The sequence below is a fragment of the Shinella fusca genome, assembly GCF_014203155.1.
Taxonomy (GTDB): Bacteria; Pseudomonadota; Alphaproteobacteria; order Rhizobiales; family Rhizobiaceae; genus Shinella; species Shinella fusca.
Genome location: NZ_JACHIK010000004.1, coordinates 231,253 through 256,683 on the forward strand (window position 1 = coordinate 231,253; position 25,431 = coordinate 256,683).

Genomic DNA, 25,431 nt, shown 5'->3' on the forward strand with positions numbered 1-25,431 from the left:
CGGCCTACTTCAGGACGAGCCAGCCCGAGACGATGATGATCGCCGCGCCGGCGAGCGTGTGCACCTCCACCGGCGTTGCAAAGAGAATGAGGCCGTAAAGGCATCCCCAGATGATCTGGCTGTACTGGAACGGCGCGACCACCGAGGCCTCGCCGACGCGGAAGGCCCGCACCAGCAGCGCATGGCCGCCCAGCATCATCGCCCCGCCGACGGCGCCAAGAAGAAGGTCTGCCGAAGCCGGCATTACCATTCCGCCGGAGGCTGCCGCGACGGAAAGGGCGACCGGCGTCAGCACGACGAGGAGGCTCGCGACGAGCGCCTCGTCCGTCTCCGCCACTTTCGCACGGCGCAGCAGGATGAGCGAAAGGGCGAAGAAGACCGCCGAGCCGAAGGCGGCCGCATGGCCGAGGTTGAGCGGCGCCACGCCGGGCTTCAGCGCCACCACGACGCCGGCGAACCCCACCAGCACGCCCGCCCAGCCGATGGCCGAAAGCCGCTCCCGCAGGAAGACGAAGCCGAGGACGGCAACGAGGATCGGCGTCAGGAAGGCGATGAGATAGGCATCCGCCAGCGGCAGCCGCGCGAAGGCGTAGTGGATCAGCAGCGTGTCGAGCGCAAGCAGCAGCGCCCGCCAGAAGGCGAGCGACGGCTGGCGCGGCAGTAGGCGGTGCAGGCGGCCGGTAGAAAGCGCATGGAGCAGCAGCAAGGCAAGCGCGGCGGCGGTGACGAGGAACGTCACCTGCGGCGCCGGCATCGCCGCGGTCATGATCTTCACGACGGCATCCGTCGCCGAGAAGATGGAGAAGGCGGCAAGGACGAGCACCGCGCCGCGCCCGTTCGACGGCGTGAAGGGAGCGCCGCCCTCCATTGCGGAGGCGTCAGCGGGCATTGAAGCGTCCGAAGCGTTCCTCGATGCGGGACTGGGCATATTCCAGGCAGATCGACAGGATCCAGTAGATCATCGAGGCGGTGATCAGCATCTCGATGTGGCGGAACTCGGTCTGGCCCTGGGTGCGGGCGAGATACATGATCTCCCAGACGCCGACGACCGACACGAGCGAGGAATCCTTCAGCATGGCGATGAACTGGTTGCCGGTCGGCGGGATGATCACCCGCATGGCCTGCGGCAGGATGACGAGCGCCATGGTCTGTGCCGGGCTGAGGCCGAGCGCCGTCGCCCCCTCCGTCTGCCCGCGGTTGATGCTCTGGATGCCGGCGCGGAAAATCTCGGTCATGTAGGCGCCGTAGCAGAGCGACAGCGCCAGGATGCCGGCCGGCACGGCGCTGATCACATAGCCGACCTGCGGCAGGCCGAGATAGATGATGTAGATCTGCATGAGCAGCGGCAGGCCGCGGAAGAGCGAGGTGTAGAAGGTCGCAAGGCCGTAGATGACGCCGTTGCTCGACAGTTTCGCGATGGCGCCGGCGAGCGCGATCACCGTGGCGATGACGATGGAAATGGCGGAGATGTAGAGCGTCGTCGTCACGCCCTGCGTGATGAGGAAGCCGATCTTCTTGGCGATGAAGGCGAAGGAGAGATCGAAGGAATAGAAGAACAGCATCAGGAGCACGAACAGCTCGATCCAGACCGCGACGACCTGCTGGCGCCGCGAAAGCTGGCGCAATGCCTTCCAGTTGGCGGCGAGGATGAGCGCGATCAGCAGCGCGGAGACCAGCCGGCCCGCCGCCGGGTTCTCGCCGAGCCAGCTTGCCGAGGGCGGCAGGAGATGGCCGATCCAGGCCGAGCTGATGCCCATGGAATAGAGCCCCGCCACGACGACGGCGAGAACCATGAGGGCCCCTGCCCGCCGCGAGGCTTCGGGATAGGTGAGTATCAGACGACCGATCATGTTCCGCCCTTCCTTCTTACGCCGCGCGTTCGCGCCACCAGTCCTGCGCCTGGAGCTTCCAATAGGTGAGCTGGGCGACCGCAAGGCCCGCAAGGCCGCCGGCCCAGACGAGGCCGAAGGGCTCGTAGAGCCGGTGGCGCTCGCTTGTCCCGAGAATGCCTTCCGCGATGACCTTGCCGCCGATCGCCGTCGTGTTGAGGCCGTGGCCGCCGAAGGCGGTGCAATACCAGACGCCGGGGCTCATCCGCCCGATCTGGGGCATGAGGTGGCGGGCATAGGACATGAGGCCGGACCAGGCGAGCTCCGTCCTGAGGCCGGCAAGCTGCGGATAGGTGCCGACCATTTCGGCGCGCAGCTCCTTCACGAGGCCGGCGGTCGAGGCGGCATGGGTGGTGATGCGGCCGCCCCAGAGGACGCGCCGGCCGTCGTCGATCACGCGGTAGTAGTCGCCGGCCCGGCGGTTGTCGCCGATGGCGTCCGTCGTGGCGATGGCCGAGGCGATCAGCTCCGGAGCCTCCTCGCTGACCATGACATAGGTGGCGATGGGCAGGAAGGCGCGCTTCAGCCGGCCGTTGAGCGGGCCGGTATAGCCGCCCGTCGTGAAGAGGACGTCGCGCGCCTTCACCGCGCCGCCGGCCGTCGCCAACCGTTTTTCCGCGCCCCCGAGATCGGTGGCCGTTACCGGCGACTGCTCGCATATGCGCCCGCCGAGCCGCTCGATCTCGCGCGCGATGCCGCGCAGATAGTTGAGCGGGTGCATGTGGAAGGCATTGGGATTGCGCAGCGCCTGGAAATAGCGTTCCGACTTCAGCACCGCGCGGACCGCGTCGCGGTCCATGTATTCGAGCTCGTAGCCGTATTCCCGCTGCACCTCCTGCGCATAGGCCTTGAGGCTTGCGCCGTCGTCGTAGCGCAGCACACTCATGATGCCCGGCACGGGCCTGGCGTCGGCAATGCCGAGCGTGCGGATGTTGTCGCGGACGAAATCCACGCCCTCGACGGAAAGAAGATGAAGCTGGCGCGCCTTCTCCTTGCCGGCGATACGGGCGATCTCCTCGCCGCCCGTCGCATAGCCGGGGCTGACGAAGCCGCCGTTGCGGCCGGAGGCGCCGAAGCCGACGCTTTCGGCCTCCAGCACCGTGACGCTCCTGCCGGCACGGGCAAGCTGCAGGGCCGCCGAAAGGCCGGCAAGGCCCCCGCCGACGATCGCCACGTCGCATTCCACCGTGCCCGAAAGCGCCGGCCGCGCGGTCTGGTCCGCCATGGTGCGTTTGTAATAGGTATCCGGATAGGCCATGTCGCTCCCCCTCAGGCATGGGGCGCGGGCACGAATGCCCCCGCGCCGAAAGTTCCGGCAGCCTCAATCGGCGCTGTAGTCCTTGCCGTACCACTTGGTGGTCAGCGCGGCGAGCGTGCCGTCCTTCTTCATCTCCTCGATGATGCCGCCGACCTTGGCGGTCCATTCGGCATCGCCTTTCTCGGCGATGACGACGAGCGGCTCGCGGAAGGCATATTCGCCCTCGATGACCTTGACCGGGTAGCCGTTCTTGATGGCGTTCATCGCCGTCTGCTCCGGCGCGATGACCGCGTCGAGGCGCACGCCGTTGCCGAGGCGCAGGTCGTCGAAGGGCAGCATGGAATCGGCGAAGGTGCGCACCTCGCCGGGCTCCAGCTTGTATTCGATCGGCGGCAGGCCCGGCGCGTCGATCTCCAGGCGGCGGTTGATGAAGTCCTCCGAGGTCGTCGCCGTCTCGACGCCGATCACCTTGCCGTTGAGATCGGTGACAGTCTTGGCGTCGCTGTCCTTGTGGACCACGTAGACATAGGGGCTGTAGTAGTAGATGCCGACGAAGTCGATGACCTGGGCGCGCGCCTTGGTCGGTGTCACGGAGCCGACGCCGAGGTCGTAGCGCCCCTGCCAGCGGCCGCCCGTCAGCGTCGCCCAGTCCGGCGTCTCGAAGCTGACCTCGACGCCGAGGCGCTTGGCGATCTCGCGCGAGACGTCGATGTCGAAGCCGACCATCTCGTTGTTGTCGTCGAGATAGCTCTGGGGCGGCCAGCCGCTGTTGGTGGCGACGACCATCGCCTTCTTTTCCATCACACGGTCCAGCGTCTGGCCGGCATGGGCCGAGACGGCGGCAGCGACGAAAGCGGCCCCTACGGCCAATCGCATGAAGAGCTTTTTCATGTGTCCTCCTTGTGATCCGTCAGGCTGGATCCCCATTTATGTAAGTTGTCTGACAACCATATGTCTCAATACCCCTCGACCGGAGTCAAGGGGCTTGCCCGTCGTCTTCATGAAAGATTCAGATTATCGCATGCCCGCGCGCAATGACCTTGCGGCGCGCCGGCCTTTGCCTACCGGCTTGCGAGCGTGAAGAGGAGGAGAAGGGCGGCGGCACCCGCCATGCGCTGCCAGAGCGGCATCGCCCGCCCGCGGCGGGCCCTTGCGCGAAGGCGGCCCCGCAATGCCGCAAGGTCGGCGCGCAGGGCCGCAAGGTCGCGGCGCGCGCGGTTTTCGGCCGAGCGGGCCTCCATGTCCTCGATCTCCTCGAGGTGTTCCCGCCACTGCGCATCGCTTTCGAAACCGTGCCTGCGGATGTCCGTCATGGTCGACCTTTCGGGCAAGCAACGCCCCCGGGCGCTGGGCGAACCGGGGGCGGTGGGGATCAGTTGTCCTCGTCGCGGACCTTCTTTGCCTCTTCGGCATCGGTCCGGCCGGCGGGGATGGACGTGGTCGTCACGGAAACCGGGTCGGAGCCCGGAAAGGTTTCCTTGAGGCCCTCGTTGAGGGCGTCTTTCGGCGGCCGTTTCTTCTGTTCCTGCTTGAGGGATTCGACCGCCGGTGAAGAACGATGGCTTTCCAAGTCATTTCTCCTTCGTTGCCGGATTTCAACGGAAGAGCGGCCGTTTTGTTCCACCGCATGCTCCCTGCGAAGACCATGCGGTGGACATCACGGATTCAGCAGCGGTCGATGTAACGGCGGCCGTAGCGGTCGCGATAGTAGCACTGGCCGGGCTGGTCTTCGACGCTGCCGATCAACGCGCCGGCGACACCGCCAACGGCTGCGCCGACCGCGGCGCCGCGGACATTGCCGGTCGCAACCCCGCCGACGACGGCGCCCGTCGCCGCACCGACCCCGGCGCCCCGTTCCGTTGCGGTACAGGCGGCAAGCGACATGCCGATGCAGGCAATAAGGATCATCTTCTTCATCGTAGCCTCCGTGTTTCAACGAGCGGATAACCCGCAGAAGCCCGGTAAGTTCCGACGAAGCGGGACCTTGACGCAAAACGCCGGGGCATCCACCCCGGCGTTTTCCTCTCCGCGCTTAGCGCGAGGTCAGGTCGTCGGGCAGTTCGGCATTGTGGAACTCGCGATAGATGTCGCGCAGCACCTTGTTGTCGAAATTGGTCTTGACCCACTTGTCGAGCCATTCCTTCAAAGCCGTCTCGCCCTTCGGGATGCCGATGCCGAGAACGGTTTCCTTCTGGATGAACTTCGTCTCCAGCGGGTTGCTCGCCATCTTCTTGTTGATGCCGTTGATGACCGCCGACTGGCTGGAGAGGATGTTCACCTGGCCGGAAACGACGGCCGTGATCAGCGTCGCGTCATCCTCGAAGCGGACGATATCGGCGCCCGGCGCATTGGCCGTGATGTCCTGGTCGTTGGTCGTGGCGCGCGTCACGGCGATGCGCTTGCCGGCAAGGTCGGCATAGTCCTTGATCGCAACGTCCGCCGGCGCGGCGACGACGAGCGCCAGCGTCGCATAGGGAACCGAATAGTCGATCGCCTTCTTGCGCTCGTCGGTGATGCCGAGCGAGGAGACGACCATGTCGGCCTTGCCCGTCTGGACCGAGGGAACGCGGGCGGCATTGGTGATTTCCACCAGTTCCAGCTCGACGCCGAGGTCCTTGGCGATCAGCTTCGCGGTCTCGACGTCCGAGCCGGTCGGCTTCAGGTTCTCGTCCACGAAGGAATATTCCGGAATGCCCATCGCCACGGCGATGCGCACCTTGCCGGCCTTCTTGATGTTGTCCAGCACATCGGCATTGGCGACCGATGCGAAGGCCAGAAGGCTTGCGCCGGCCAGGACGGCCAGCTTCGAGATCATTTTCGTCGGCATGTGAGTCTCCTCTCTCGTTGATCCGACCCTGCGCGAAAGCGCAGGTCCTCCTCCTTGAATTCAAAGCTCCTCGGCCATGAACTCCTTCAGTTCCGGCGTCTGCGGGTTGGAGAGGATGTCTGCCCCTCCCGTCTCCCAGACCTTGCCGGTATGCATGTAGATGACGCGGTTGGCGGCCCGCTTGGCGAAGCCCATCTCGTGGGTGACGACGATCATCGTCATGCCGCCGCGGGCGAGGTCCTCCATCACGCGCAGCACCTCGCCCGTCAGCTTCGGGTCAAGCGCGGACGTCACCTCGTCGAACAGCATCACCTTCGGCTGCATGGCGAGCGAGCGGGCAATCGCCACGCGCTGCTGCTGGCCGCCGGAAAGCTGCTCGGGATAGCTGTCGATCTTCTCCGAAAGGCCGACCTTGGCAAGCACGGGCTTGGCGACCTCGTAGGCCTCGTCCTTGCGCATGCCCTTCACGCGGCGCAGCGCCAGCATGATGTTCTGCGCCACCGTCATGTGCGGGAAGAGATTGTAGCTCTGGAACACCATGCCGATATCGCGGCGCAGCGCCCGCACGTCGAGCTTCGGGTCCTCGACGCGGTGGCCGCACACCTCGATGGAGCCGCCCTGGATCGTCTCGAGCTGGTTGATGCAGCGCAGCGCCGTCGACTTGCCCGAGCCCGACTGGCCGATGAGCGCGACGACCTCGCCGGAATTGATCTCGAAGGACACGCCCTTCAGCACTTCCAGCTCGCCGAAGCGCTTGACGACATTGGTGAGTTTAACGGCGACCGACATTGAGTTTCCTCTCGAGCGAACGGCTCCATGCCGACAGCGGGTAGCAGACGCAGAAGTAGAAGAAGGCTGCGACGCCGAAGACCAGGAAGGGCTGGAACAGCGAGTTGTTGATGACCTGCGCCGCGCGCGTCAGCTCCAGGAAGCCGACGACGGAGGCGAGCGAGGTGTTCTTGACGAGTTGCACCAGGAAGCCGACCGTCGGGGGCGTCGCGATCTTCAGCGCCTGGGGCAGGATGACGTCCTGCAGGGCCTGCCAGCGCGTCAGGCCGAGGCATTCGGCCGCCTCGAACTGCGTCTTGGCGATGGAGCCCACGGCCCCGCGCCAGATCTCGCCGAGATAGGAGCTGGTATAGACCATCATGCCGAGGCCGGCGGCGGCGAGCGGCGGCACCGAGATGCCGAAGACGCCGAGGCCGAAATAGAGGATGAACATCTGGATCAGCAGCGGCGTGCCCTGCACGATCTGGATATAGACGAGCGCCACGCGCCGCAGCCAGCGGAAGCGCGAGATGCGGGCCAGCATCACGAAGAAGCCGGCGATGCCACCGAGCAGGAAGGCGAGCGCGGACAGGATGACCGTCCACAGGAGGCCGTCGAGCAGGTAGATCAGATGGTTGGTGGAAAAGGCTCCGAACATCCTGGTCCTCACACGCCGAGCCCGAGCCGGCGACGGCGCGGGAATGCGATGAGGCCGAGCCCGAAGAAGGCGGCGCGCATCAGGTAGGTGATCGCGATATAGAGCAGCGCGACGACGAAATAGGTCTCCAGCGAGCGGAAGGTGTTCGATTGGATGTTGTTGGCGACCCCCGTCAGCTCCTCCGCGGAGATCTGCGAGCAGATCGAGGTCGCCAGCATCATCAGGATGAACTGGCTGGAGAGCGAGGGATAGACCCGCTCGATGGCCGGCAGCATGATGATGTCGCGGTAGATCTGGAACTTCGACAGGCCGAGCGCCTGGGCCGCCTCGATCTGGCTCGGATGGATGGAATCCATGCCGGCGCGCACGATCTCGGCCGTATAGGCGCCCACGTTGATGACCATCGCGAAGACCGAGGCCGCGATGATCGGCATGCGGATGCCGACCGACGACAGGCCGAAGAAGATGAAGAAGATCTGCACGATGAAGGGCGTGTTGCGGACGGCCTCGATATAGACGCCGACGACCGCGCGCAGAACGGCGACCTGGGAGCGGCGGGCAATCGCGCAGGCGATGCCGATCCCCAGGCCGATGATCACCGAGAAGACGGTGATCTCGATGGTGGTCAGCGCGCCCGACAGGAAGCTCTGCCAATAGGGCAGGAGCGCCCCGAAATCGAACTGATAGTGCATTTCCTCCTCCAATGCGTGCGGATCACGCTGCGGCTAGCGGGCGAGCCAGCCCCCATCCACCGGGATGACCGTTCCGTGGACGTAGTCGGACGCGGCCGACGCCAGGAAGACGGCCGCTCCTCCAAGCTCGGCCGGCGTCCCCCAACGCCCGGCCGGTATGCGCGCGAGGATCGCCGCGCTGCGGTCCGGGTCCTCCCGCAGGGCCGTCGTGTTGTTGGTCGAGAAATAGCCCGGCGCGATAGCGTTGACGTTGACGCCCCTGCCCGCCCATTCGCAGGCGAGCAGCTTGGTGATGCCGGCAAGGCCGCTCTTGGAGGCCGTGTAGGACGGGATGCGGATGCCGCCCTGGAAGGACAGGAGCGAGGCGATGTTGATGATCTTGCCGCTCCCCTGTTCGAGCATGTGGCGGCCCGCCGCCTGCGACAGGAAGAACGCCGTCTTCAGGTTGGTGTCGATGACGGCGTCCCAATCCTCTTCCGTGAAGTCGACGGCGTCGGCCCGCCGGATGATGCCCGCATTGTTGACGAGGATATCGAGGCGGCCGAAGGCCGAGAGCGTCTCGGCGACGATGGCCTTGACGGGTTCGATGGTCGAAAGGTCGGCCTTGATGGCGTGAAAGCGGCTGCCCGCCTTCGAGACCAGGGCCTCGGTTTCCTCCATCGAGGAACGGCCGACGGCGGCAATCGACGCGCCTGCCTCGGCAAGCGCCACGGCGATCGCCTGGCCGATGCCGGTATTGGCGCCGGTGACGATGGCGGTGCGGCCGGAAAGATCGAAGGGATTGGCCATCGTCCTACCTCAGGTCCGCAATCGCGATATGGTCCATGTCGGTGAAGCTCTTGTTGTCACCGCCCATCGCCCAGATGAAGCTATAGTTCTTCGTGCCGGCGCCCGAATGGATCGACCAGGGCGGCGAGATGATCGCCTGCTCGTTGGCGACCAGCATGTGGCGCGTCTCCTGTGGCTCGCCCATGAAATGGAAGACGCGCTGGTCGGCATCGAGGTCGAAATAGAGATAGGCCTCCATGCGCCGGTCGTGCGTGTGGGCGGGCATGGTGTTCCAGACGCTGCCCTCCTCGATCATGGTGAAGCCCATGGTGAGCTGGCAGGACTGGCAGACCTCGGGATGGATGAACTGGTAGATCGAGCGCTTGTTGGCGGTCGCCGCCTCGCCGGGCGTCAGGTGGCGCGCCTTGTCGCGGGTGAGCAGCACCGTCGGATGGGCCTGATGGGCCGGCGTGGAGACGAGATAGAACTTGGCCGGCGCGGCGGCGTCGACGCTTTCGAAGCGGACATCGCCTGCACCCTTGCCGACATAGAGGCAATCGTATTTCGAAAGCGCGTGGCGCGTTCCGCCGACGACGACATGGCCGGCCCCGCCGACATTCAGGACGCCAAGCTCGCGCTCGGCCAGGAAGCTGTCCTGGCCGATCTCCTTCGGCGCGCCGAGGGCGAGCGCCTCGCCGAGCGGCGTCGCGCCGCCGACGACCATGCGGTCATAATGGGAATAGGTGAGCCGGATCTCGCCGGCGGCAAACACCGTCTCGATCAGGAAGTGCCGGCGCAGCGTCTGCGTGTCGTAACCGCGGACCGCTTCGGGATGGGAGGCGTGACGCACCTCGATCTTCATGGGTTCTTCTCCTTCTGTTCGGCGGATGCCACGGGAGATTTCGCATCCTCGATGAAATAGTTCGGATCCCAGATCTCGGCCGTCTCGACCTCGCCGAGCAGCTTGCCGAGATGGAAGCTCATGGCGGCCGTGGCGCCCGCCTTGTCGCCGGCCTTCATGCAGTCGATCACGGCCGAATGCTCCTCGATGACGCGGGCAAGGCGGCCCTCCTGCGGCAGGGTGAGGAGGCGGTAGCGGTCCGAATGGACCTTGACCTGCTGGATGAGGGCCCAGATGCCCGGGAAGCCGGCGATATCGCTGATCAGCTTGTGGAAATCGTTGTCGAGCACATGGAAGGCGGCGACGTCGTCGTCCCGCACGCAGGCGCCGAGATCGGCAAGGTTGCGCTCCAGCGCGCGAAGCCCCGCCGGCGTCATCTTCTCGACGGCGATGGAAACGGTCGTGTCCTCCAGCGCCTTGCGCACCAGGATCGCCTCGTAGAGGGCATGGCGCGGGATGCGCGAGACGAAGGTGCCCGACTGCGGGAAGACGTCGACGAGGCCTTCGTCGGAAAGCCGCAGCATCGCCTCGCGGATCGGCGTCCGGCTGACGCCGAATTCGGCCTCCAGTTCCTTCTCGTTCAGGAGGTCCATCGGCTTGCGGCGGAGCGAGATGATGTCGTCGCGCAGCGCATTGTAGACGAGCGTCGCCGCACGCGGGGCCGCCGCGCGCTGATGGGAGATCGGCGTGACGCCGGCAAGCGAACGCTTCCTGCGGGCCTGGGTCACGACAGAGCCCTCCCCGCCCGCACAACGATATGACGCCCGTTCCTGCCCACCGACCAGCACCTCCGTTTGATCGACAGAAGTAGTATATTAGTATCCAACTAAGCGCAACAGTCTTCGCAAGAAAATTGGAGACGCCCGCCGAAAACGCGATTCCGCGCGCTATCGGATCGTGCCTTTTCCATTGAAAAAGCTCGGCAATTATCGACAGGGATTTTGGCGGGAAGAAGAGACGGCCGCGGCCTTCTGCTTTATGCCGGCAGGTTTTCCGTCAGGCGGAATTCCGGGCTCCAGCCAAGTTCCGCAATGGCCTTTTCCGTCGCGACCGCGTCGTTCGGCTCGGCGATGTTGAAGGCGCCCGGCGCGCCGCGGTCGACCGCGAGGAATGCGGCATAGGCGGCCGCATCCACATGAAGCGGCAGGGCGGCGGGAGGCGCCGCAAAGCCGGTGCCCGGCCCGTAGCCCTTCACCGAGGCGTCGCCCCTTTACACCGGCGCCATCGAGCAGGACATCGTGAACGGCCTGTCGGCGGAGGAAGAGACGGCCATCCGGCGCTGGCTGGCCCGCGTCGCTTCCCCCGAAAGGCAGGAATGAGGGACGCGTCCGTCAGTTGAGGAAGGCGGCGCCGGTCTTGCGCCGGGTCATCATGAGGAACGCCTGCACATCGATACCGGCGGGCGGGGCGGGTGGCGGATTGATGAGGATGCCGCGGTTCGGCCGTCTTGCCACCGGCAGACGGTTGAGGGCCCGCCGCGCCTTCTCCACGTAATCCGTCCGCGTCCCGGTGGGGGCGCCGTGCTCGACGAGCTGGGACCAGGCCTGCCTTGCCGCTTCGCGCTCGCCGAGCACCAGCGAGGCGACGCCGAGCTTGTAGAGCGCCTCGCCCTTGTACGGCTCGAGGCGAAGCACGTCGCGCAGGGCCTCGATCGCCCGCGGATAGGCGGAGCGGGCAAGGCACACGTCGGCAAGGCGCATCAGCACGGGCCTCGGGTCCGGCGTGCGCGGCAGGAGCGCGCGGAAGGCCTCCTCGGCCTCGGCCAGGTTGCCGCGCAGGACCTGGAGATTGGCAAGGCCGAACTCCGCGCCGAGATGGTCGGGAGCCGCCTCCACCACCTGGCGGAAGGCGCGCTCGGCATCGACCCGCTTGCCGCGGCGGTTGAAATCGAGCGCCTGCCGGTAGACGAAATCGATGCTGTCCGGATTGAGCTTGCCTCCGAGGTTCTTGCCGTCGCGGGTCTTGAACTCGACGCAGCTTATCCGGTGCTCCTCGACGCCGAACATGTATTTGTAGGGCTCGTTGCCGCGCAGGAAATCGTAGAGGCGGAAGCCGTCCGCAATCGCCCGGCGGATGCAGTAGCCGTGGAGGATCAGCCCCGGCGAGGGCGTGGTCCAGGTCTCGTCGCGTCCGGTGATGTAGAAGCGGATCGCCTTCTTGCCGGCGTCGACGATATTGGCGAGCGCGGCCAGCGGCCGCTCGCCGTGCCAGAGCACCGGCACGTCGAGATCGCCCTCCTCGAAGCAATCCATGAGCATCTGCCGCGTGCTGCGGATCAGTTCTTCCGTCCTTTCCGCCCCCTTGACCGGCGACCAGCGGGTCCGCCAGAAATCGAAGAGGATGGTGAGGTCGCGATCGATCGTCTCGGCATCGGCATGGGTGATGCGGAATTCGTCGCCCCCTTCCACCTTGCGCAGGAACCGCCGCAGCTTCTGCCGAGTCTGGCTGCTCATGTGCCGTTCCAGATAGGCGTCCCAGCTCTCTGGAAGATGGATCTGCGGGCAGATCGTGGCGTCGATCTTCTGCTCGTTGAGCGGGGTTCTCCTGCGGAACATCACCCGCGGGCCCTCCAGCGCGCGGATCATCGCCTCGCGCCGCTCCGGCGGGCCGTTGAAATAATCGAGCTTGATCTCCTTCCAGACCTGCTGCCTGAGGACCTTGCAGAAGCCGGCCACGGCATAGCGCTCGTACTCCGGAAGGCACAGGAAGCCGGTATAGTCGGCGGCATAATTGCCGGCCATGACGATCTCGTCGAAGAACAGGCCGTCCTTGTCCTGCCGGGTCTGGAGACGCAGCGGAAAGAAGGCGACGAAGGGGGCGCCCGGATCCTTCTCCTTCAGGGCGAGGATGAACCATCGCTTCTTGCGGGCAAGGAAACGCCGGAGCCAGCCATGAGAGAGGAAATGCTGCGCATGGGGATCGGCCGCAAACACCGCCTCCCAGTTGTCCTTCAAAGCGACGAAGGCCTCCATCGTCTCGATGCATTTGACCTGCATGACACCCACCCCATCGACCGACCTCGCCCCATAGTAGAGGCTTTCGGGGGGCGCCGACATGGACCGAAGGGGTCATCGGCCCCATCAAATAGGGCTAATCCGGCACAGCTTAGAGGGCATCCTTCAGGAAGGGGCTCGCATGGATGAAGGCCCACAGCGCCTTGCTGATGTCGGCGATCTCGGAAATGCCCTTTTCAAGCTGACGCAACTCCCGCTGGTCCATCTGCTCGACCTTGCCGTAGAGGATGGACTGCTCCGTCTCGACGAGCCGCATCAACTGGGTGCTTGCGATATCGCCCTTCTCGTCGAAGGCGTAGATGCTGTGGTTGTACTTGTTGCGGACCTTGCTGACCCGCTTCAGCCGGCCCATGGCGGCGAGGATGAAATCGCGGTCGGCCGGCGCCGTCGTGCCGCGCTTGGCGAGGCGCTCGACGAGGTCGATGCGCGCCCGCGTCGTGTTCAGCGTGAGGAAGATCACGACGGCGGTTTCCTTGTCGACGCCGAGCTGGTGCGCGATCACGTAGATCAGCAGGCTCTCGGTGTTCGTCCAGACATAGTTGAGCCTGCCCACCTGAAGGAGAACATCAGGCATGTTGCCCATGGCCACCTCCCGACCAACGGTCACCGCTCCTTGAACGCCCGCGACATGCTATCGGCGATCGGCTTGGTGATATACTGGAAAAACGTGCGCTCCGATGTCTGGATCAGCACGTCGGCGGGCATGCCCGGCACCGGATGGAAGCCGGTCACGCGCTTGATCTCCGTTTCGGGCACGCGCACGCGCACGATATAGACGTCCTTGGGCGAGGTCACGGGACCTTCCTCGACCGAATCGGCCGAGACATAGATCACCTTTCCCTCCAGCACGGGTGTCGTGCGGCTGTTCAGCGCCGAAAGGCGGACGGTCGCCTTCTCGCCCTGATGAATCTGGTCGATGGAGGTGCGCAGCACCTGCGCCTCGATGATCAGGGGAACGCCGGCCGGCAGGATTTCCATGATCGGCTTGCCGGTCGTGATGACGCCGCCGGCCGTGTGGTAGTAGGAGCGCACCACCGTGCCGGTGACCGGCGAACGGATGACCGTGCGATCCAGCACCTCGGATGCCTCGCGCATCTGCTCGCGCACGCCGTCGAGGTCGGATTCGGCCGTCTCCAGCGCGTCGAGCGCCGATTGCTTGAGCGTGTTGACGGCGATGACGGCCTCCTGCTTGTAGCGGTCGATCTGCGCGTCGCTCTCGTTCACCTCGCCCTGGATGCGCGAGATGTCGCCCATGGCGTCGGCGATGGCCCGCTCGACGGCGAGGTAGTCCGTCCGCTTCATGTAGCCGATCTTCGCCAGCTTCTCCTTGGAATCGCGCTCTTCCGACAGGAGCGCGACCTGGCGCTCCAGCGCCGCCATCTGGCCGCGATAACCCTTGGAGCGGTATTCCAGCGAGCGGATGTTCTTCTCGATCAGGTTCAACTGCTCTTCCAGCTTGACCTTGCGGCTGTTGAAGATGACGTGCTGGCTCTCGGCGATGGCGACGACATCGGGGTCGCTGGCTTCCTTGCGCACCAGCTCGGGCAGTTCGAAGACCTTTTTCCCGAGCGCCTCGGCCCGCAGCCGCGCGACGACGGCCTCGAGGCGCAGCCAGCGCAGCTTCAGGGCGCGTTCGTTGGAAAGCGCGGCCGTATCGTCGAGCGTCACGAGCATGTCGCCCACGCGGACCTTGTCGCCCTCGTTGACATGCAGCTCCTTGATGATGCCGCCTTCGAGATGCTGGATGATCTTGTTGTTGCCGGTCGCCACGAAGCTGCCGGAGGTGATGATCGCCGAGGCGAGCGGCGCCGTGCCGGCCCACACGCCGAACCCGCCGAACGTCACCCCGATCGCGGTGAGGCCGACGAGCACATGCGAGCGGATCGACCGCGGCACGTCGGCATACCAGTCGGACTGGTCGTGGATCGCCGGTACTTTCCTGTCCTTCGCCATCTCACTTGCCCTCGATGGTGGGGTTGCCCTGGCCGTTCGTGGCGCGCGTCAGCGCTTCCAGCACCTTCACGCGCTCCCCGAACATCGCGACCGTGCCTTCCTTCAGGACGAGGATCTTGTCGACGACCTGCAGCAGGGAGGGCCGCTGGGTGATGGTGACGGTGGTGATGCCCGCCCGCTTGGCATGCTGCAGGGCGCGCGCGAGGGCGGCCTCGCCGGGAGGATCGAGGTTGGAATTCGGCTCGTCCAGCACGACGAATTTCGGATTGCCGAAGAAGGCACGGGCGAGCGCGATGCGCTGCTTCTGGCCGCCGGAGAGCGGTGAGCCGTCGGCTGTCACGATCGTCTCGTAGCCCTGGGGGAAGCTTGCGATCAGCTCGTGCACGTCGGCCAGCATCGCGGCCTCGAAGATCGTGCGGTCCTCCACGTCGTCGCGCATGCGGGCGATGTTGGCCTTGATCGTGCCGGGGAAGAGCTGCACGTCCTGCGGCAGGTAGCCGATGCTCTCGCCGAACTGCCGCTGGTCCCAATTGCGCAGGTCCATGAGGTCGAGCCGCACGGAGCCGGAGGTCGGCATGATCGAGCCGACGAGCATCTTGCCGAGCGTCGTCTTGCCGGAGCCGGAATTGCCGATCACGGCAAGCGATTCCCCCTTCTTCAGCGAGAAGGAGAGGCCGTTGAGGATGACGCGCTTCTGCGGCGGCGGGACGAACAGGATGCGCTCGACATCGAGCCGGCCTTCCGGCTGCGGCAGGCGCAGGCGGGCGAAGTTCAGCGGCGAGGAGAGGAGGAGCTGCTTGATGCGGCCATAGGAGGCGCGCGACTTGTTGAACTGGTTCCAGCCTTCGATCGCCCCTTCGATCGGCGCCAGCGCGCGGCCCGAGATGATGGAGGCGGCGATCACCATGCCGCCGGTGAGCTGCCCCGTCAGGGCGAGATGGGCGCCCCAGCCGAGAAGGGTGATCTGCGTGAGCATGCGGCACGCCTTGGAGCAGCCCGTGAAGACGATGTTACGGTCCTGCGCCCTGACATGCGCCTTCAGCGAACCCGCCGTGTCATGCCCCCACATCTTCACCGCTTCCGGGATCATCGCCAGCGCGTTGATGATCTGCGAGTTGCGCGACATGGAATCGAGCTGGAGATTGGCGCGGCTGAGGAACCCGGTCGCCTCAGCATAGTGCCGCGCCGTGAACCTCTGGTTCAGGAAGGCGATGAAGAACAGCACCGAGCAGCAGGTCATGATGATGATGCCGAGATGCGGATGGACGAGGTAGACCACCAGCACGAAGAACGGCATCAGCGGCGCATCCAGGAAGGCGATCAGCGTGCCCGAGGTCAGGAAGCTGCGAAGCTGCTGGAGGTCCTGCAGCGTCTGGTAGTCCTTGCCGCTGCCGTGCAGCGAGGCGCGCGCGGCCGCGCTGAGGACGGGCGCGCCGAGCTGCACCTCCAGCTCGACCGCCGTGCGCATGAGGATGAAGCGCCGGATGCTGTCGGCGAAAGCCTGCAGCAGGACGGCCCCGACGACGACGACCGTCAGCATGATCAGCGTGTCCATGGACCTGCTGGTGAGGACGCGGTCGGAAATCTGGAAGAGATAGAGGGGAATGGCGAGAAGCAGGATGTTGATCGCCACCGTGAACACCATGACGATCGAAAGGTTGTGGCGGACAACCGCCATGGCCTTGGCAAGACTCGCGGCGAAATTGACCGGGCCGCTGCGCTTGTGGAACGCCGCGCCGTCGCCGCCTCCACCGCCGCCCCCTCCGCCATTGCCGGAGGAGATCCCGCCATCGCCGCCGCCACCGCCCTGAGGTCGCCGTTCCGCTGCGCGAACCGGGCCTGTATCGCCCTCGATCGTGCGGCCGAACGGCTGGACCGGCGTTGCCTTCTCCACTTCGGCCTCGCGCAGCCGCGCCTGCGGTTCGGCCTTCTCCTGCACGCTTTCCTCCGCGGCGGCCTGTCCTTTCTCCGCCTTGCGCCTCGATGCGGGCTTTTGCCGGGGAGCGGGGAGCGGCCGGGCGGATTTTTCGGCCATGCGCCTGTTGGCGGCGTCGAGCTCTTCCCGCCGGAGGGAAACCGGCTTTTCCGCCGGGGGCTCCCGAACCTCCGATATGGCGGCCGGCTCCGAGCCGTCCTCCGCCATCTTCGTCAGCGCCGCGACGGCCTCGTCTATCGCCGCGATGCACAGTTCGGTGACCCTGTTCTCGCTCTCGGGATCGGCCTCGGAATGGCGCTTGCCCTTCCTGCCGATATCGACCGAAAGCGACGTATGGACGCCGAGCCGGCGGGTATTCTGCGGAATGAAGTTCATGGGTCCCCTCCCCGGTCTCAGGCAACCACGGTCTGCATGGCATCGGACGGCATGGCGGTGTTCCATGAATAGTCATGGCCGGACGTGATGGCGCCGTCCGCCGCATCCGGGTTGTCGTCGCCGGCGTCGTCGAGGAAGGCAATCACCTCGTTGGCGAGCCGCGTTTCGACCGGCTGGGGCTGCGTGTCGTCCTCCTCGATCAGTCCGCCCTGGATGAGGATGGCATCCGTATAGAGGCCGCCGCCCAGATAGGTGGTGGAACCGAAAGCGTCGTAGTCGACGATTTCTGCGATGTTGACGACGGCATTGTTGCCGGTCCGAACCGTGACCTCCGCATCGTCGTTTTCGGCGAGATATTCCACCGCCGCCTGGCTGACATGGTCGGCATCGCCGAGGACGCTCACCTGGCTGACATAGTTCAGCTTGTAGAAATCGCCGGTGATGTAGAGCACGCTCAGCGTCTGCTGGCCCTCGAACAGGCTGTCGCCCGCAAGGCCCTTCGGCATGTCGACATCGCGGTCGTCGATGGCCTGGACGACATTCTGCATGTAGTCCGGCATGGCCTCGAAACGGTCGCCCGCACCCACATTGGTGATGGAGGCCTGGTTCCAGAGGAGATTGCCGCTGGAATCGAACGTGGTCGCGCTCGGCGTTTGCCCTTCGCGCACCAGCCAGTCGTTGTCGTAGAGGACGGCGACCTGGTTGATGACGTTCATGTCGTAGACGTCGCCGCCGATGATCACGAGATCGTAGTACATGCTCATGCCGAAGAAGGTCGACACGTTGATCGCGGTGTTGCCGCCGGTCAGGATGGTCACGTCGCTGCCCGTCGACGTGATGACGAGCTGGTCGTTGTCGGTGACGAAATTGTACTGTTCGATCCACTCCATGAAGCAGACGTCGCCGTCGATCCGGCTGACGATCCAGTCGGTCGGGAAGACCGGCGCCCCGCCGTCGCCCGCCTCGCCGCCGCCGGCCTCGAAGAGTACCTCCTGGAAGGAGGCGATGTTGAACGCCTGCGTGGTCGAGCCGCCGTGGCCTGCCGCCACGCCACCGGCATCGCGGCTGTCGTCGTCCACGTCGCTGTAGATCGTCGCCTGGGCGATCACGTCGACCTGATGGTAGTTGCCCATCACGCTCATGACCGGGGTCACGATGCCGACATTGGTGACGGCGGCGACGTTGGCGACGACGTTCGCGCCGGCATCGATGACGAGGTTGTCGGCCGGGGGAGCGGTTTCGGCAAGCTCCGTCTCTTCATCCTCCTCGTCCGGATCTTCCGGCGGTTCGGCAAGGCCCCGATCGGGCAGGAGGTCCTCGAGCGAAGGGATTACCTCGCGCAGCTCGCCGTTGACATGGATGCCGGCGACATCCGCGCCGGTCGCGACGAACTCGCTGCCGGCGCCCTCGTGGATCGGCGGGCGGTCCTGCCTCGCCAGGTCGTCCTCCAGCGTATCGAGGAAGCCTGCGATCCTGCCGAAGGTCTCGTAGCTGTCGGTCCGCAGGAAGGTGGTCCGGTCGGTGTAAACGGATGCCTCGTCGACATATTCGAGCATGCGCTCGTGCACGAAGGCCGTGCTCACCAGCGGATGCGGCTCGCCGGTCATGTTGACGTAATCGTTGTCGAAAAGCAGGTTGACCTGGATCATGTGCGTATGCGCCGAACCGGGGCCTGCGAAGATGAAGAGCTCGGGCGTCGGCATTTCGATCACCGGCAGCGGCAGGCGAAGGCTGGGCAGGTCGAGATCGGCAAGCTCCAGCGGCTGCCACTTGAAGCTGAGGCTCATATGGGAGCCGTGGAAATGGCTGCCGCCGTAAAACCCGTAGGCAACGCCCCTGTAGGGCACGTCGGGGATATATCCCTTGAGGTCGAAGTCCGAGGCGAAGCCGGGCGCAAGCGCCTCGAAATCCGCCACGGGCCTGTCGTTTTCGACGACGACGGCGCCTTCGGTCTGGCGGATGCGCAGCCGCGCCTCCTCGATCACCATGTCGAAATAGCCGATGAAATGGGCGATGGTCTGTGAAGTCCTGTCGAGCAGCATGTCGATCTCCCTCGCCTTGGGACAAGGGGGGCAATGATCTGGCCGCAGTCGGCGGCCGCTGCTCTCACCCCTTGACGCCAGGCCTACATGCCATGGAGGTCGCGCCGGCACGCCGGCGCGACCTCGTCTTCGGATGAGATGTCATCAGGAACCGGATGTGTCTTCGCCGACATTGGTGACGTAGTGGTCGGCACCGACGACGCTGCTGTCGATGGAGTTGGTGAGCAGGTTGGCGCCCTGCACCAGCTCGAAGTGGAAGCCCGAATTGGCGAGGATCGCCGAGGCATCCGCGGTGCTGGCCCCGGAGACGTCGTCGCCCGCTCCCAGATCCCAGCCCTTGCCGTCCATGTTCATACCTTCGTCGCCAAAGGCGGTGCCGCCGTCGGCCTTCAGGTTGTTGTCGGCATCCTCGTTGTTCATGCGCAGGTCATAGGCGACGTCCTGGTCGGCCAGGTGGTTCGCCTGGATCGCGCTGAAGCCGGAATCGTTGCCGGCGCCGTTCAGGGAATCGTTGAGGATCCGGTCCACGTCGAGCGTGAACGAGAAGTCGTCGCCGATGTCGAAGGTCAGGTCGCGGCCGGCGATGCCGAGATTGTCGAAGTCCTTGACGTCGTCGAGGATCGCGAAGTCGGTATCGGTGTGGTTGAAGCTGTCGGCCGTGTTCGTGGTGACCGTCTTGGTATCGTTGTCCGAGACGGTCTTGCTGTCATTGTCGGAGACCGTCTTGATGTCGGTGTCGACGTCCGTCACGGTCTTCGTGTCGTTGTCCGAATAGGACTTGCTGTCGTAGCTCCAGTCATATTCGGACGAATTGTAGCTGCCTTTCACGGACTTCATGTCCGTGTCGATGTCGGTGTCGATATCCGTCACGGTCTTCGTGTCGGTGTCGTTCAGCGTCGTGGTCTTGCTGTCGTAATCCCAGTCGTAGGAATTGTTGCGGTCGTTGCCGTTGTTGGCATCCACATCGACCTTGGCGTCCACGTCGACGTCGGTGTTGTTGCGGTTGTCGCCATTGGCGAGGCCGCCGACATAGCCGGTCGAATCGTCGCTGATCTCGGTTTCGTTGATGGCGCTGTTGGCAAAGCCTTCAGCGAGTGCGCCGACATTGGTTTCGTCGCCTTTCGGATCGTAGGACATGACTTTCTCCATTCGGAAAGAAATGGAGCCGCTCACGAAATCCCTCTCATCTCAAATGGGATTTACTCGCGCCTGCTCCAGGTTTGCCCAATGCAGAGGAACTTTAGACATCTCCCCTGCAGCGAATAGCCGATCAGGAAGAACCTTTGCGAACCGCAAGCATCCTCCCTTGCCGCGAAACTATTCAAAGCTCCGCAGCGATAATCTTTTCAGATCTCAGCTAGAAAACGCGACCTCGGTTTCTGTTTATCTGTCGAAGGCCGGTTCACGGTACGAAATAAATACGAAACAGATATGCAATCCTAGACCCGAATTGGGATTAGTCTCTTGAGGTCTAATCCCTTCACCTCACCCTTCGGGAGCGTTACTGCCGTCTAATCCATTCAGGCGGCACCCGTTTCAATGGCTGCGGATGCATGCAGCCTGGCGGCCCTGGCAGGAGGCACCGGGCTACTCCTTTTCCGTTCCGGGAACGGCGTGCCGCGCATTCCGGGTCTGGGGGCCGTCGAAGCACCGCAGGGCCGCCTCGGTCCGGTTGCGGACATGCAGCTTCCTGTAGATGTTGCGGACATGCGCCTTGATGGTGTTTTCCGACAGGTTCAGGCGATGCGCGATAAGCTTGTTCTGCGTGCCCTTGCACAGGAGGTCGAGGATCTCGACTTCCCGCGTCGTCAGGTGCGATTCATGGGAGCCGATCTGTTCGATTTCGATATTGGCGTAGCGTGTCAGGAGATCGGACACGCTCCGCGCGCCGGGGGGCCCCGGGGAGGTCCTCGCCGCCTTCAATCGCCGCAGCAAGGCCGACGGGAAATGTTCTCCCCCCTTCACCAGGAGGTCGACGCCCGCAAGGAACACGTCGAGCCGCACATCGAGCGGCAGGATGCCATCGATATGCAGGCCTTCGACCAGAAGGTTCAAAAGCGGGTCGAGCGAGCCCGGATCGTCGATCAGTACGCCGACAGCCGTCGAAGGCGCGTAGGCCTCGATACCGCGCAGCACCCTTGCGATGTCCCGCGCGTCCTTGCGATGGAAGAGCACCAGGCGAACGTCGGCCGTGTGGTGCTTGAGCACGTCGCCGGCATCTTCGGCGACGATGATGTCGTGATCGGGAAAGCGGCGCTCGAGCACCTCTGCGAGGCACTCCACCAGAAAATCCGGTTCCGCCACGACGAAAATAAGCTGCTGTTCACTTTCTCCATGCCCAGGTCTCGAAAGACCCGGCCTGGGTGTCTCGGTCGCAAGCATTGTGTCACCTCAACGCAACTCGGGTCGCTTGTCACAGGCGGGATTATCCCACCTCACCATTTGAGCAGTGCTTTAAAAGTACAGTATTAATTAAATTGAAGTCAAATAACCCTTTCGGATGAATCCAGGTACCTTGACGAGCATTCACGTCGACTTCAAATGCGATTCCAATATACCATATGGCCATGTATCGCATCTGTTGATTGCCATATGTAAATTTCCAGAAGCGGAAAATATTCAATATTCCACTAAATAAGTGTTTTTACTTGGCTTAGTATATGAAACGATACACTACAGCCAACACTTTGGTTTCGTTTCGCTTTCGCTGCACTATATCCGGATATACATTTATGGAAATGATCGCGATCAAGCCGCCGGGCATGCACGGCCGGCCGGCGTCTTCACTCTAACGTTTGACGCGGCCGATTCCATCCAGCGGTCCATGACGATTGCGTCGTTTTGCCTTCAGCGGACGATAAGGAACAAGCCGCTGACGATGGCAAAGCTCAGGACGGCGATGCGCAGGCCCCTGCCGCCGATACGGTGATGTGCGAGCCGGGAGACCGCGCTTCCGAGCAGGACCGCGGGCGCGAGATAGAGGGCGGCGAGGAGCTGCTCGGAGCCGATACGCCCGGAGATCGCCAGCACGATCAGCGACATCACCTCCCCGACGAGAAAGCACAGCGCCACGGTCGCCCGGAGAACCGGGGCCTTGGCATGCTGGTAAAGCAGGGCGAGCGGGGGGCCGCCGATGCCGGTCGCGGTTTCGGTGATGCCCGTGAAGAGGCCGACGCCGAGCGCGCTCGGCCTGTTCGGCGTGAACGGCGGGGCGACAAGGGCGGCGCCGGCGGCAACCACCGTGAAGACCCCGACGGCAAGATCGAGCTGGTCCAGCGAAAGCGCGGCCAGAAGCCAGAGCCCGGCGAACGTGCCCGCCAGGCGACCGACCGTGATCCAGGTCGCGCCCGGCCAGTCGACATGCTCGCGCTCGCGCACCGCCACATGCAGGTTGAGCGGCAGCATCAGGAGAAGCAGCGTGACCGGAAGCAGTTCGGGCTTCAGCATGCCGACGACGGGGGCGACGATCAGCGCGAAGCCGATACCGAGGGAACCCTGGATGAAGGCCGACACGAAGGTCACCACGGCCAGGATGGAGAGAAGTTCAAAGCTCATTTATAGTGTCCGAGACCACGATATACTTCAGAAAGCGGATGAATGCGCTGGATCGGCGCCTTGGCGATGGCCGCGGCGGCATCGCCCCGCACTTCGGCCAGCAGCGCGCGCGCATCCCAGTCGACCGGCCAGCCCTGCCAGAGCCGGAGCCGGCCGTCGGTGAAGACGGCATCGATCTGGTCGCGGTTGCCGTAGCGCACGAGCTCCCAGGAAAGATCGTAGGACGGGGTGAATTCCGGCCGGTCGAGATCGACCAGTAGGAAGTCCGCGGCAAGGCCTTCCGCAATGGCGCCGGTGATGCCCGAAAGCCCAGCCGCATCGGCCGCGGCGGACGTGGCATGGTCGAGCCAGAGCCAGCCGCCGCCGGCCGAGGAATCGCCCGTCGCAAGGCCGAAGCCCGCACGCTGCAGCCCCTCGCCCGCATCCATCAGGCGGAACCCGTCCGCGCGCGTTCCGTCCGTGCCCAGCCCGAAGCGGATGCCGAGCGCCGCCATCTGCAGCGCCGGTGCCACCGCATTGCCCTTCCAGAGGCTCGCCACCGGATTGTAGGCGACGGCCGTGCCCGTTTCCTTCAGGAGATTGAGCTCATGCGGCGTGACGAGCGTGGAATGGGCCAGCAGGACCTGGGGGCCGAGAGCCCCCAGATGCGCCAGATGCTCGATCGGCCGTCGGCCCCGCGCCACGAGCGAACGTTCGACGGCGACGAGGTGCTCGTTGACATGGGTCTGGAACACGACGCCGGCCGCGGCCGCCATGTCGGAGACCGCCTTCAGCATCCTGTCGCTCGCCGCTTCCGGAATGGAGATGGCGAGCGAAGGATGGATCAGCGGGTCGTCCCTCAGGGCGGCTAGGTGCTCTTCGGCCTGACGCAGGATGGTGTCCGGTTCCGGCACTTGCGCGGTGCCGCCGAGATCGTTGCAGATGAAGCCGACGACGCTGCGAAGCCCCGTCTCCCGCGCCGCCCGCACCAGCGCGCCGACATGGCCTTGCGAGCGCGTGCCGGCATCGACGGCGGTGGTGAAGCCGCCGCGCAGGCATTCGAGGGCCGCGAGCTTTGCGGAAAGATAGACCATGCGCTCGTCGAGGCTGCCTTCCAGCGGCACCCAGATCCGCCGGAAGATCTCCGACGGCTCGCCGAAGACCAGCGCCTTGCCGAGCGACTGGGTGAGATGCGTGTGCGTGTCGACGAAGCCGGGCATCAGGAGATGATCCGGCAGGTCGAGCGGCGTCAGGCCGGGGAATTCCTCCGCCACCGCCTCGGCCATACCGATCCGGTGGAAAGTCCCGGCCCGCACGACGACGCCCATGCCCGCGCGCGGCCCCTCCGGCAGGAGGACTTGGCCGGGGCGCAGAAACAGGTCCCCGGCCTTGGACAGTTGCTCGCGGATTGCAGTCACTCGTTTGCTCCCTGGACAGAAGATTGCAGCGAAGGCGCGGCATCCAGCGGCTGCTCGCCCGCACCGTTGTGGGAAAAGAGGGCATTGACCACGACGGCGGTGATCGTGCCCGCGGCAAGCCCGTTGCCGAGGATCATCTGGACCCATTGCGGGAACTGGCTGTAGACGCCCGGCACGAGGATCGGCAGCAGGCCGATCGAAAGGGCCGAGCCGAGCGTGAACATCGGGCCGTGCTCGCGCAGGTCCACCCGGCGCAGGAGGTTGATGCCGATGACGCCGATGATGGAGAAGACCATGACCGCCGTTCCGCCGACGACCGCGCCGGGCAGCGCCGTCGCAAGGCGGCCGATGGGCGCGAAGAGCGCGATGACCACGAGGATCGCCCCGGCCATCGCCGTCACATAGCGCGACTTGACGCTGGTCGCCCGCACGATGCCGACGTTCTCGCCGCTGGTGATGATCAGCGAGGTGCCGAACAGGCCGCCGACCAGCGACATCAGCGCATCGCCGCGGATGGTTGCGGGAACCATGGCATGGGCGTCGCCGCGCCGCCCGACGATCTCGGCCGTCGCGATGGTCTGGCCGGTCGCCTCCGCCATCGAGATGATCGAGAAGACGATGAGCGGAATGGCGGCGACGACGTCGAACTTCGGCATGCCGAACGGAAACAGTTGCGGCACGACGACGACCGGGCCGGAAAGGACCCCGGACAGGTCCATATGGCCGAGGGCGAGCGCGACGAGCGAGCCGCCCACCAGGCCGAGCATGACCGCAAGCCTGCGCAGCGTGCCGCTGAAGACCCGCGCGGCGGCGATCGTCAGGACAATGGTGAGAAGGGCAAGCCCCACCTCGACCGGCGCGGCGAAACCGTCGGTCCCCGGCCGGCCCGTGATCGTCACGCCGTAGATGCGCACGAGGTTGACCGAGACCAGCAGCAGCATCGTCCCGACGACGATGGGCGGGAAATAGCGCAGCAGCCGGCGGAAGACCGGCAGCGCGAGAAAATAGAACAGCGCGGTCATGATGACGGCGCCGACCGCCGTCTGCACGTCCGACTGCTGGGCGATCGCCAGGAAGATCGCGATGGGCGCGCCGCCCGGCACCATGACGAAGGGCAGCCGCGCGCCAAAACCCTTCGGCCCGAAACTCTGCAGCATCGAGCCGATGCCGCAGACGAAAAAGGTCGCGCTGATCAGCGAGACCGTCAGCGCATCGGAAAAACCGAGCGCCTTGCTGACAAGGAACACGGCGGTGATCGGCGATGCCGCCATGACCAATACGTGCTGCAGGCCGAACAGGAACAGGCTGCGCAGGGGCAGCCGCTCGTCGACCGGATCGATCGTCAAATTCATCTCATGTTGCATGATTTCCTCCTCCCGGCCTCCTCAAGCCGCTATG

At 65.0% G+C, this 25,431-nt stretch carries 25 protein-coding genes; all 25 read right to left on the minus strand.

The genetic code is table 11. The features are described 5' to 3' along the window. Positions 1 to 4: 4 nt before the first annotated feature. Positions 5 to 889 (minus strand): DMT family transporter, encoded by an 885-nt coding sequence (locus HNQ66_RS08155; RefSeq protein WP_246434235.1) that lies wholly within the window; start codon positions 887 to 889, stop codon positions 5 to 7. Next, on the minus strand, positions 879 to 1,850 hold the full coding sequence (locus tag HNQ66_RS08160; RefSeq protein WP_184142825.1) for an amino acid ABC transporter permease: 972 nt from the start codon (positions 1,848 to 1,850) through the stop codon (positions 879 to 881). The genes HNQ66_RS08155 and HNQ66_RS08160 overlap by 11 nt, the downstream gene beginning before the upstream one ends. A gap of 16 nt (positions 1,851 to 1,866) precedes the next feature. Next, positions 1,867 to 3,147: an NAD(P)/FAD-dependent oxidoreductase gene (locus HNQ66_RS08165; RefSeq protein ID WP_184142828.1), complete on the minus strand. Its 1,281-nt coding sequence runs from the start codon at positions 3,145 to 3,147 to the stop codon at positions 1,867 to 1,869. A gap of 63 nt (positions 3,148 to 3,210) precedes the next feature. Continuing rightward, positions 3,211 to 4,038, minus strand: a complete 828-nt coding sequence (locus tag HNQ66_RS08170) for a transporter substrate-binding domain-containing protein (protein ID WP_184142831.1) — start codon at positions 4,036 to 4,038, stop codon at positions 3,211 to 3,213. A gap of 170 nt (positions 4,039 to 4,208) precedes the next feature. Continuing rightward, complete coding sequence (locus HNQ66_RS08175) at positions 4,209 to 4,460, minus strand: hypothetical protein (protein ID WP_184142834.1); 252 nt, start codon at positions 4,458 to 4,460, stop codon at positions 4,209 to 4,211. Positions 4,461 to 4,519: 59 nt separating this feature from the next. Then, the gene (locus HNQ66_RS08180; RefSeq protein WP_184142837.1) at positions 4,520 to 4,771 is read right to left on the minus strand and encodes a hypothetical protein; all 252 of its coding nucleotides are present in this window, start codon (positions 4,769 to 4,771) and stop codon (positions 4,520 to 4,522) included. 41 nt (positions 4,772 to 4,812) lie between these two features. After that, on the minus strand, positions 4,813 to 5,064 hold the full coding sequence (locus HNQ66_RS08185; protein ID WP_184142839.1) for a glycine zipper domain-containing protein: 252 nt from the start codon (positions 5,062 to 5,064) through the stop codon (positions 4,813 to 4,815). Positions 5,065 to 5,179: 115 nt separating this feature from the next. Continuing rightward, positions 5,180 to 5,974 carry a transporter substrate-binding domain-containing protein gene (locus HNQ66_RS08190; protein ID WP_184142842.1) on the minus strand — a complete coding sequence of 265 codons (795 nt, stop codon included), beginning with the start codon at positions 5,972 to 5,974 and terminating at the stop codon, positions 5,180 to 5,182. Positions 5,975 to 6,034: 60 nt separating this feature from the next. Beyond that, positions 6,035 to 6,763, minus strand: a complete 729-nt coding sequence (locus HNQ66_RS08195) for an amino acid ABC transporter ATP-binding protein (protein ID WP_184142845.1) — start codon at positions 6,761 to 6,763, stop codon at positions 6,035 to 6,037. Continuing rightward, positions 6,747 to 7,400, minus strand: coding sequence for an amino acid ABC transporter permease (locus HNQ66_RS08200; RefSeq protein WP_184142848.1), 654 nt, complete (start codon positions 7,398 to 7,400; stop codon positions 6,747 to 6,749). The genes HNQ66_RS08195 and HNQ66_RS08200 overlap by 17 nt, the downstream gene beginning before the upstream one ends. 8 nt (positions 7,401 to 7,408) lie before the next feature. Then, the gene (locus tag HNQ66_RS08205) at positions 7,409 to 8,092 is read right to left on the minus strand and encodes an amino acid ABC transporter permease (RefSeq protein ID WP_184142851.1); all 684 of its coding nucleotides are present in this window, start codon (positions 8,090 to 8,092) and stop codon (positions 7,409 to 7,411) included. 33 nt (positions 8,093 to 8,125) lie between these two features. Then, a complete protein-coding gene (gene kduD / locus HNQ66_RS08210; protein ID WP_184142854.1) occupies positions 8,126 to 8,881 on the minus strand; it encodes a 2-dehydro-3-deoxy-D-gluconate 5-dehydrogenase KduD in 756 nt (251 codons plus the stop codon). A gap of 4 nt (positions 8,882 to 8,885) precedes the next feature. Further along, a complete protein-coding gene (gene kduI, locus HNQ66_RS08215; protein ID WP_184142857.1) occupies positions 8,886 to 9,722 on the minus strand; it encodes a 5-dehydro-4-deoxy-D-glucuronate isomerase in 837 nt (278 codons plus the stop codon). Continuing rightward, on the minus strand, positions 9,719 to 10,489 hold the full coding sequence (locus HNQ66_RS08220; RefSeq protein WP_184142860.1) for an FCD domain-containing protein: 771 nt from the start codon (positions 10,487 to 10,489) through the stop codon (positions 9,719 to 9,721). Before HNQ66_RS08220 ends, kduI begins: the two co-directional genes overlap by 4 nt. A 248-nt stretch (positions 10,490 to 10,737) precedes the next feature. Continuing rightward, complete coding sequence (locus HNQ66_RS08225) at positions 10,738 to 10,956, minus strand: hypothetical protein (RefSeq protein WP_184142863.1); 219 nt, start codon at positions 10,954 to 10,956, stop codon at positions 10,738 to 10,740. Positions 10,957 to 11,092: 136 nt separating this feature from the next. Continuing rightward, on the minus strand, positions 11,093 to 12,757 hold the full coding sequence (locus HNQ66_RS08230; protein ID WP_184142866.1) for a GNAT family N-acetyltransferase: 1,665 nt from the start codon (positions 12,755 to 12,757) through the stop codon (positions 11,093 to 11,095). Between the two features lie 109 nt (positions 12,758 to 12,866). After that, positions 12,867 to 13,358: a hypothetical protein gene (locus HNQ66_RS08235; protein ID WP_184142869.1), complete on the minus strand. Its 492-nt coding sequence runs from the start codon at positions 13,356 to 13,358 to the stop codon at positions 12,867 to 12,869. A gap of 20 nt (positions 13,359 to 13,378) precedes the next feature. Beyond that, positions 13,379 to 14,728, minus strand: a complete 1,350-nt coding sequence (locus HNQ66_RS08240; RefSeq protein WP_184142872.1) for an HlyD family type I secretion periplasmic adaptor subunit — start codon at positions 14,726 to 14,728, stop codon at positions 13,379 to 13,381. A gap of 1 nt (position 14,729) precedes the next feature. Beyond that, on the minus strand, positions 14,730 to 17,039 hold the full coding sequence (locus tag HNQ66_RS08245; RefSeq protein WP_184142875.1) for a type I secretion system permease/ATPase: 2,310 nt from the start codon (positions 17,037 to 17,039) through the stop codon (positions 14,730 to 14,732). Between the two features lie 17 nt (positions 17,040 to 17,056). Next, positions 17,057 to 19,081, minus strand: a complete 2,025-nt coding sequence (locus HNQ66_RS08250) for a hypothetical protein (RefSeq protein ID WP_184142877.1) — start codon at positions 19,079 to 19,081, stop codon at positions 17,057 to 17,059. Positions 19,082 to 19,225: 144 nt separating this feature from the next. Then, complete coding sequence (locus tag HNQ66_RS08255; protein ID WP_184142880.1) at positions 19,226 to 20,218, minus strand: fibrinogen-binding protein; 993 nt, start codon at positions 20,216 to 20,218, stop codon at positions 19,226 to 19,228. Positions 20,219 to 20,668: 450 nt separating this feature from the next. Further along, a complete protein-coding gene (locus tag HNQ66_RS08260) occupies positions 20,669 to 21,463 on the minus strand; it encodes a helix-turn-helix transcriptional regulator (protein WP_184142883.1) in 795 nt (264 codons plus the stop codon). Between the two features lie 465 nt (positions 21,464 to 21,928). After that, entirely contained in the window at positions 21,929 to 22,636 is a 708-nt protein-coding gene (locus HNQ66_RS08265; RefSeq protein WP_184142886.1) for a sulfite exporter TauE/SafE family protein, read from the minus strand. Continuing rightward, on the minus strand, positions 22,633 to 24,033 hold the full coding sequence (locus HNQ66_RS08270; protein WP_184142899.1) for an amidohydrolase family protein: 1,401 nt from the start codon (positions 24,031 to 24,033) through the stop codon (positions 22,633 to 22,635). Before HNQ66_RS08270 ends, HNQ66_RS08265 begins: the two co-directional genes overlap by 4 nt. Then, a complete protein-coding gene (locus HNQ66_RS08275) occupies positions 24,030 to 25,397 on the minus strand; it encodes a uracil-xanthine permease family protein (protein WP_184142902.1) in 1,368 nt (455 codons plus the stop codon). Before HNQ66_RS08275 ends, HNQ66_RS08270 begins: the two co-directional genes overlap by 4 nt. Between the last annotated feature and the right edge of the window lie 34 nt (positions 25,398 to 25,431).